This window comes from Thermoanaerobaculia bacterium (assembly GCA_035717485.1).
Classification (GTDB): Bacteria; Acidobacteriota; Thermoanaerobaculia; order UBA5066; family DATFVB01; genus DATFVB01.
In genome coordinates, this window is the sequence record DASTIQ010000288.1 from 1 (window position 1) to 6,625 (window position 6,625).

Sequence of the window (6,625 nt, forward strand, 5' to 3'; positions counted from 1 at the left end):
AAGGACGTCTCGGTGCGCTGGTTCGATGCCGGCCACGGATCGCTCGCGGTCGACGAGCAGATCGGGGAGATGCGCGAGGCGCTCGCGTTCCTGCGGCGGGTCGTCAGCGCCCGGAAACCGTGAGCGTGGCGACGGTCTTCAGGGCCTCGCGGGTCGCCGTCAGGGTCAGGGTTCTTCTTCCGTCGGGACTCCGGAGCAGGAGCGTCCGGCCGTCCTCGGTCTTCATGTCCATCCCGGTCGTCCAGCCGCCGAGCTTCCCGCGATAGAACTTCGCGAGGTCGTCGGGCCAGTCCGGCGTCTCGATCGTCGCCGCGGTCGGACCGTTGTGCGTGTCGACGGAGGCCGCGACGTGGGCGCCGGGATACATCGGGATGTCCTTCGGGAATCCCGCCGGGAAGGCCGAGCCGCCGGTTCCCGCCGTCGCCGTCCCCTCGATCGATCGGATCGTCACGCTCTTCCCGGACCGGTCGACCTCGACCGTCGAGCCTCCGGCGGTCACCGTCTCGTGCTTCCGACAGGCGGGCAGGGCCGCCGCCAGGACCAGAACGCCGAGCATGAGGCCGTTTCGCTGGAGCATCGTCGACCCTGTTCCCCCCTCCGGGTCAGGCGGCTTCGCCGCTTCCCCTCGGAGCGCTCTATTCCGACTTGATCGCCCGCACCGCCTTCGCGAGCTCCGGGACGAACGGGAAGAGATCCGCGACGACGCCGTAGGTCGCCACCTTGAAGATCGGCGCGTCCGCATCCTTGTTGATCGCGACGATGACCTTCGAAGTCCCCATTCCGGCGAGGTGCTGGATCGCGCCGGAGATTCCGCAGGCGACGTAGAGCGTCGGCGAAACGACTTTTCCGGTCTGGCCGACCTGGTACTGGTGGTCGATCCACCCCGCGTCGACGACGGCGCGGGAGGCGCCCAGCGCCGCGCCCGACCCCATCGCGTCGACCAGATCGCGAATGATCGGCCAGCCCTCCGGACCCTTGATCCCGCGGCCGCCCGAGACGACGACGTCGGCCTCGGTCACGTCGAGCTCCTTGCCGCCCGACGCCGTGATGCCGGTCACCCTCGCCCGGATCTCGAGCGCGCCGAGATCGAGCGCCTCGATCGCCGGTTCGGCGGCGCCGTCGTTCTTCTCGGCGGGGAAGACGTTCGGCCGCGTCGTCGCGACACGCAGCCCGGACGCGGCCTCGACCGTCGCGCGCGCCTTCCCCGAGTAGACCGGCCGGACGCCGACGAGCCGATCTCCCTCGACCCGAAGATCCATCACGTCGGCGAGCACTCCCGCGTCGTTCTTCGCGGCGAACCGCGGAGCGAGGTCCTTCCCCATCGACGTCGCCGCGATCAGCACGGCGTCCGGCGATTCCTTCTCGCGCGCGGCCTGGAGGGCTCCCCCGTAACCGCGGTTCGAGTAGAGCGCGAGATCGTCGCGGTCGGCGACATAGACCTTCGCCGCGCCGAATTTGCCGAGCTCCTTCGCCGCCTCCCCGATCGCCTTGCCGGCGATCACCGCCGAAACGGGGCCTCCCGCCAGGCGCGCCGCGAGCGAGAGCGCCTCGAGCGACGCCTTCCGGATCTTTCCGTCGCGCTGTTCGATGAAAACGAGGAACTTCATCAGATCACCTTCGCTTCTTCGCGGAGCAGCCGCGCGAGCTCGCGCGCCGCGCCCGCGGGATCGGCCGCCGCGCCCTCGGCGGAGGACTTCGGATCCCCTCCCGGAATGAAGTGGCACGGCTTCGGCGGCGGAGGGAGCTCGAGCCGGGTGAGCGTCGTCTTCGGCGCGAACGTCTCGGCGGCGCGCTCCTGGATCGGCTTCTTCTTGGCCGCCATGATCCCCTTGAGCGACGCGTAACGCGGCTCGTTCAGCCCCTTCTGCGCGGTGATCACGCAGGGAAGCGGGGCCTCGACGTGCTCGTGCGCGCCTTCGATCTCGCGTTCGCAGACGACCTTCCCGTCGCCGGCCTCGAACTTGACGACGTTGGCGACGTGCGGAACGCCGAGGAGCTCGGCGACCATCGGTCCGACGAGCGACTCGTCGAACCCGACCCCTTTCTGTCCGAACCAGACGACGTCGCGGGGAAGGTCCTTCACGGCGGCGGCGATGTTCCGGGCGACGCCGAGGGCGTCCAGGGCGTCGCCCTTCGAGTCGATCCAGATCCCGTCGTCCGCGCCGCGCGCGAGGCACTCCCGGATGCCCGTCTTCGCGCGCTCGGGTCCGAGCGAAAGCACGGTCACGGCCCCCGCGCCCTTCGATTCCTTCGTCTTGATCGCCTCCTCCAGCGCGTACTCGTCGTAGGGAGAGACGATCCACTTCACGTCGGATTCGTCGATCGACTTCCCGTCGGCGGCGACCCTGATCTTCGTCTCGGTGTCGGGAACGTAGGCGATGCACACGATCGAATTCATCGGTTTCTATCTTCTCTCCGCGCCCGGCAAACCTCGGCGCCGGCGGCGCTTGTGAAAAATTTCACCACAAGCGCGGGACGATATCACGAGGGATCGGAGCGGAATGATGCGAACGAACCGGGCGCTTCTCAGAAATTCGCGCCCGCCGTGATCGTGAAGGTGCCGGAAGAGCGGGAGGGCACAGTTTTCGCGCTCACGGTCGTAAGCGCCTCTGCAGGAGATCCCTCGCTCCGCCACTCGGGATTCAGTCCTCCGCGCTCACGGCGGTGAGCGCTGCGGGTCAGACCTTCTTGAGGAGGAGACACCCGTTCGTGCCGCCGAAGCCGAACGAGTTCGAGAGGGCGTAGCGGACGTCGACTTCGCGTGCGGTGTTCGGCACGTAATCGAGATCGCATTCGGGATCGGGCTCTTCGTAGTTGATCGTCGGAGGAATCACGCCGTGCTTGACGGTCAGGGCGAGGATCCCCATCTCCAGGCCTCCCGCGGCGCCCAGCAGGTGCCCGGTCATCGATTTCGTCGAGGAGATCGCGACCTTCTTCGCGTGGTCGCCGAAAACGCGCTTGACGGCGATCGTCTCGACGCGATCCCCCATCGGGGTCGAGGTGCCGTGGGCGTTGATGTAATCGACCTGCTCGGCGTTGACCTCGGCGTCCGCGAGCGTGTTGCGCATGACGCGCGCGGGGCCGTCGCCGTCCTCGGAGGGCGCCGAGATGTGGTACGCGTCGCCCGACATGCCGTAGCCGACCATCTCGGCATAGACGTTCGCGCCGCGCGCCTTCGCGGATTCCCATTCTTCGAGCACGAGCACGCCGGCGCCCTCGCCGATCACGAACCCGTCCCGCCCCTTGTCCCACGGCCGCGACGCCCGCTGGGGCTCGTCGTTGCGGGTGGAGAGCGCGCGCATCGCGGCGAAACCGCCCACGGCGAGCGGCGTGATGACCGCTTCGGTGCCGCCGGTGATCGCCGCGTCGGCGTCGCCGTACTGGATCATCCGGTAGGCCTCGCCGATCGCGTGCGCTCCCGTGGTGCAGGCGGTGATGGTCGCGAGATTCGGTCCCTTCGCGCCATACTTGATCGACACCTGACCCGCAGTCATGTTCGCGATGAGGCCCGGGATGAAGAAGGGCGAGAACCGGTCCGGCCCTCCCTCCCAGACGCGGCGGTGCTGGCTCTCGATGAGCGGAAGGCCGCCGATGCCGGAGCCGATCACGACCGCGACCCGCTCGGCGTTCTCCGGCGTGATCCGGAACCCCGCGTCCTCGAGCGCGTAATGGGTCGCCCCCATCCCGTAATGGATGAAGGTGTCCATCTTCTTGATGTCCTTCTTCGAGACGTACAGGGAAGGATCGAAGCCCTTGACCTCGCCCGCGATCCGGACGGGGTACTGGGATGCGTCGAACCGGGTGATCGGCCCGATGCCGGAACGTCCGGCCTTCAGGGCCTCCCAGTTCTCATGCGTGCCGATACCGAGCGGGGAGACGAGCCCCACTCCGGTGACGGCCACGCGGCGCGAAGGGCCTCGTCGGGGCATGGGTCAGCTTTTCTGCGCGTGCTTTTCGATGTAGTCGTAGGCGTCCTTGACCTTCTGGATCTTCTCGGCGTCCTCGTCCGGGATCTGGATGTTGAACTCCTCCTCGAACGCCATGACGAGCTCCACCGTGTCGAGCGAATCGGCGCCCAGGTCGTCGACGAAAGAGGCCTCCGGCGTCACCTGGGCCGCGTCGACCCCGAGCTGTTCGACGATCTTGTTTTTCACGCGCTCCTGAATGCTGTCCGCCATCACCCCTCCTCGAAAAATCTCACTTTTCAGCCGCTTGCGCTCAAGCCCGCGTATTCTACACGAGGCATTTTCCCCCGCAACCGAGGCGCGGCGGGCGCCTCCCGTTCACCGGACTCACTCGCCGGAGGGTCGAGCTCTCCGATCGGAAGACGACGAAGCACGGCGAGGCGGCACCCGCCTGCCCGGCTCGATTCATCGCCGATCCGGCTAATTCCCGTTCTGAGAATGATGTCGACTCTCGAGACGACGATGAAGCGCGGCGAGGCGCGAGCGCGGCGAGTGGCAGCCGCCTGCCCGGCTCGATGCATCGCCGCGCCGGGTCCCCTACATGTAGAGGCCGCCCGATACGTTCAGCACGGTTCCGGTGACGTACCCCGCCTCGTCCGACGCCAGATACACCGCCGCCGCCGCGATGTCCTCGGGCGATCCGAGGCGCTGCAGCGGGATCTGGGACGCGAGCCCTTCCTTCGCGGCGTCGGTCATCTTCTCGGTCATCGAGGTCGCGATGAATCCCGGCGCGATGGCGTTGACCGTCACCTGCCGCGAGCCCACCTCGCGCGCGAGCGACTTCGTGAGCCCGACGAGCGCGGCCTTCGCCGCCGCGTAATTCGCCTGCCCCGCGTTCCCCATGAGACCCACGACCGAGGTGATGCTGAGGATCCGGCCGGAACGCTGCCGGATCATCATCTTGATCGCCGCCTGCGAGAGGAGGAACGCGCCGGTCAGGTTCGTCGCGATCACCCGGTCCCACGAATCCTTCGTCATCCGGAGGATCAGGTTGTCCTCGGTGATCCCCGCGTTGTTGACGAGCACGTCGAGGCGCCCCTCGCCGTCGGCGATTCCCTTCATCGCGGCGGCGATCGACGCCGGGTCCGCGACGTCGAGCGCGACGGCGCGGGCCTTGCCGCCCGCCGCTTCGATCGAGGCGACGAGCGTCGAGAGCTTGTCGGCGCTCCGGGCCGCGCAGAGCGCGACCGCGCCTTCCGCCGCGAAACGGCGGGCGATCGCCTCGCCGATTCCCTGGGACGCGCCCGTGACAAGGGCGATCTTGCCGGTCAATCGCATGGAGCCTCCGATTTCGGACGGGTTCTACCACGACCGGGCGCGGACCACACCCATGGGGCCGGCGCGGTGGAGGCCCGCGACGGGAGCGATAAGATCCTGTCGATGACCGAACCCCGGCGTCTCACGAGCTTCGTCGCCGGCGTCTTCCGCCTGCCGGCGGACGGCGCGTGGGTCGACGACGTCAACCCTTCCGACGCCTCCGACGTCATCGCCCGCGTCCCGGCAGGAGATCCGGCCGACGTCGACGCGGCCGCGGACGCCGCGTCGGCCGCGCTCCCGTCGTGGCGCGCCCGGACGGGACCCCAGCGGGCCGACGCGCTCTGGGCCTGGGGAGAAGCGATCGCGGCCCGCCGCGAGGAGCTCGCGCAGGCGATGGCGCGCGAGGTCGGGAAGCCGATCGGCGAGGCGCGCGGCGAGGCGGCGCGGTGCGTCGCGATCCTCCGGTATTTCGCCGGCGAAGCGGTGCGGGAGATTGGCGAGGTGATCCCCGCCCAGGCGGCGGGAGCGCTCCAATTCACGCTGCGCGAGCCTCTCGGCGTCGTCGCGCTCGTCACACCGTGGAACTTCCCGGCGGCGATTCCGCTCTGGAAGGCCGCCCCGGCGCTCGCCTTCGGAAACGTCGTCGTGCTGAAGCCCGCCGAAGCGGCCTCCGGGTGCGCCGCGATGCTCGCCGAAACCGCCGCGGCGGCGGGGATCCCTCCGGGCGTCTTCAACGTCGTCCTCGGCTCCGGCGGAGTGATCGGCCCGCGGCTCGTCGAGCACGAGCGGATCCGCGCGGTGAGCTTCACGGGATCGGGCAAGGTCGGCGCGCAGATCGCGGCCTCGGCATCCCGGCGAAACATCCGGTACCAGACCGAGATGGGGGGAAAGAACGTCGTGATCGTCGCGCCGGACGCGGACCTCGATCTCGCCGCGACGCTCACCGTCGCGGGCGCGATGCGCTACGCCGGACAGAAGTGCACCGCGACGAGCCGGGCGGTCGTCGACCGGCGAGTCCGCGACGCGTTCCTCGCGAAGGTCCGCGCTCAGGTCGACGCGCTCGTCCTGGGCCCCGTGACCGACCCGGCGGCCGCGGTCGGGCCGGTGATCAGCCGCGAGTCGAAAGCGTCGATCGACCGGGCGCTCGCCGGCGCGTCCGCGGAGAGGATCCACGGCGGGAAGCTCCCCCCGGGGGACGCCTGGTCGCGCGGCTTCTTCTGCTCCCCGGCGGTCGTCGAGAACGCCGATCCCGAATCGTCGATCGCCCGCGACGAACTGTTCGGGCCCGTCCTCGCGACGTTCGAGGCCTCGGACCTCGACGAGGCGATCGCGCTCGCCAACCGGACGGAGTACGGCCTCTCCGCGTCGCTCTTCACGCGCGACATCCGGTCGGCCCTCGCCTT

At 69.3% G+C, this 6,625-nt stretch carries 7 protein-coding genes; 1 reads left to right on the forward strand and 6 read right to left on the reverse strand.

The window, feature by feature from the left end:
- Nucleotides 1–103: 103 nt before the first annotated feature.
- From VFS34_15125 to fabG, 6 genes are all read right to left on the reverse strand, one after another.
- The gene (locus VFS34_15125) at nucleotides 104–577 is read right to left on the reverse strand and encodes a hypothetical protein (GenBank protein HET9795783.1); all 474 of its coding nucleotides are present in this window, start codon (nucleotides 575–577) and stop codon (nucleotides 104–106) included.
- A 58-nt stretch (nucleotides 578–635) separates the two neighbouring features.
- Complete coding sequence (locus tag VFS34_15130; GenBank protein HET9795784.1) at nucleotides 636–1,607, reverse strand: electron transfer flavoprotein subunit alpha/FixB family protein; 972 nt, start codon at nucleotides 1,605–1,607, stop codon at nucleotides 636–638.
- Entirely contained in the window at nucleotides 1,607–2,398 is a 792-nt protein-coding gene (locus VFS34_15135) for an electron transfer flavoprotein subunit beta/FixA family protein (GenBank protein ID HET9795785.1), read from the reverse strand. Before VFS34_15135 ends, VFS34_15130 begins: the two co-directional genes overlap by 1 nt.
- A gap of 280 nt (nucleotides 2,399–2,678) precedes the next feature.
- Nucleotides 2,679–3,929, reverse strand: a complete 1,251-nt coding sequence (gene fabF / locus VFS34_15140) for a beta-ketoacyl-ACP synthase II (GenBank protein ID HET9795786.1) — start codon at nucleotides 3,927–3,929, stop codon at nucleotides 2,679–2,681.
- A gap of 3 nt (nucleotides 3,930–3,932) precedes the next feature.
- Nucleotides 3,933–4,178, reverse strand: a complete 246-nt coding sequence (locus VFS34_15145) for an acyl carrier protein (GenBank protein HET9795787.1) — start codon at nucleotides 4,176–4,178, stop codon at nucleotides 3,933–3,935.
- Between the two features lie 324 nt (nucleotides 4,179–4,502).
- Nucleotides 4,503–5,243, reverse strand: a complete 741-nt coding sequence (gene fabG / locus VFS34_15150; GenBank protein HET9795788.1) for a 3-oxoacyl-[acyl-carrier-protein] reductase — start codon at nucleotides 5,241–5,243, stop codon at nucleotides 4,503–4,505.
- Between the two features lie 102 nt (nucleotides 5,244–5,345).
- Between fabG and VFS34_15155 the strand changes: the two genes are divergently transcribed.
- A partial coding sequence (locus VFS34_15155) for an aldehyde dehydrogenase family protein (GenBank protein HET9795789.1) occupies nucleotides 5,346–6,625 on the forward strand: 1,280 nt, incomplete at its 3' end.